Annotated in this window: 2 protein-coding genes; one reads left to right on the top strand and one right to left on the bottom strand. The window is 73.4% G+C overall.

Going from position 1 to position 1,299, the window contains the following annotated elements:
- Positions 1-610, top strand: a 610-nt coding sequence (locus A612_RS14540) for an NUDIX domain-containing protein (protein ID WP_040437097.1), incomplete at its 5' end; no start/stop codon positions are given.
- A gap of 33 nt (positions 611-643) precedes the next feature.
- Here A612_RS14540 and rapZ read toward each other — a convergent pair.
- Positions 644-1,299, bottom strand: a 656-nt coding sequence (gene rapZ / locus A612_RS14535) for an RNase adapter RapZ (protein WP_019375173.1), incomplete at its 5' end; no start/stop codon positions are given.

Below are 1,299 nucleotides of genomic sequence, written 5' to 3'. Positions count from 1 at the left end.
GGCAGCGGCTGCCGAGCGGGCATTGTGGGAGCGTGCCGAGGCGCTGCTGCCGCACGGGGAGCTCGAACAGGCCATGCCGCGCTACACGCAGGGCCTGATGGACCTGGGCGCTTCGATCTGCACGCCGCGCCGGCCCCAGTGCCTGCTGTGTCCGCTGCAGGAAGTGTGCGAGGCGCGCCGCGAGGGCGACCCGGAACGCTATCCGGTGCGCACGCGCCGCGTGGCGCGCAAGTCCATGCAGTGGTGGCTGCTGCTGTGCATGGACGGGGCGGGGCGCGTGTGGCTGGAGCGCCGCCCCGCGCCGGGCATCTGGGCGGGGCTGTACTGCCCGCCGGTCTTCGACAGCCGCGCCAGCCTGCTGGCGGCGCTGGGGCCGCAGGCCTTGGCCGCGCGCGAGCTGGCTGCCGTCTCCCATGGGTTGACGCACCGCGACCTGCTGCTGCACCCGGTACTGGTGGCGACCGAGGAGCTTCCTGCGCGCGATGCCACGGCCGTGCCGGACACGCCCGGTGGCTGGTTCGGGCCGCAGGAATGGGCTGCGCTGGGCCTGCCCGCGCCGGTGCGCACCCTGCTGAACTCGCTGGAGCCGGGCAGCTCGACCGCCGCCTGAGGCGGCTTGGAGCGCGGGCCGGGCTGCCAGCCCCTACAGCCCGTCCAGCTCGCGGTGGCGCAGCAGCGTGCTCCACTGGCCGGCGAAGCGGCGCACCAGCTGCTCCACCAGGTACACCGAGCGGTGCTGCCCGCCGGTGCAGCCGATGGCGACCGTGACGTAGCTGCGGTGGTTGCGCGCCATGGCGCCCAGCCAGCGGTCCAGGAAGCTGCCGATGTCGGACAGCATCGCGTCCACTTCGGGCTGCTGCAGCAGGAACTGCGCCACCGGTGCATCCCGCCCGGTCAGGGGGCGCAGCTCCGGCTCGTAGTGGGGGTTGGGCAGCATCCGCACGTCGAACACGTAATCCGCATCCAGCGGGATACCGCGTTTGAAGGCGAAGGACTGGAAGACCAGCGTCAGCCGGTCCGGCGGCACCGGCAGCAGGCTCTTGACGTAGCTCAGCAGCTGGGCCGGGCGCAGGTTGCTGGTGTCGATGACGTGCGACTGCTCGCGCAGCTCTGCCAGCAGCTCGCGTTCGAGCTCCAGCGTCTGGGCCAGGGCGCCCTGGCCCTCGCGCAGCGCCTCGCGCGACAGGGGATGGCGCCGGCGCGTCTCGGAGAAGCGCCGCACCAGCGTGTCGGTGGAGGCGTCGAGGAACAGGGCGCGCACCTGCACGCCCTGGCTGCGCAGCCGGGCGAGCTGCTGCG

Origin of the sequence: Melaminivora alkalimesophila (assembly GCF_000282995.1) — a bacterium.
In the GTDB taxonomy this organism is placed as follows: Bacteria; Pseudomonadota; Gammaproteobacteria; order Burkholderiales; family Burkholderiaceae_C; genus Melaminivora; species Melaminivora alkalimesophila.
The sequence above is the reverse complement of the archived record's forward strand: the minus strand, read 5'-3'. Positions and strand labels throughout refer to the sequence as shown.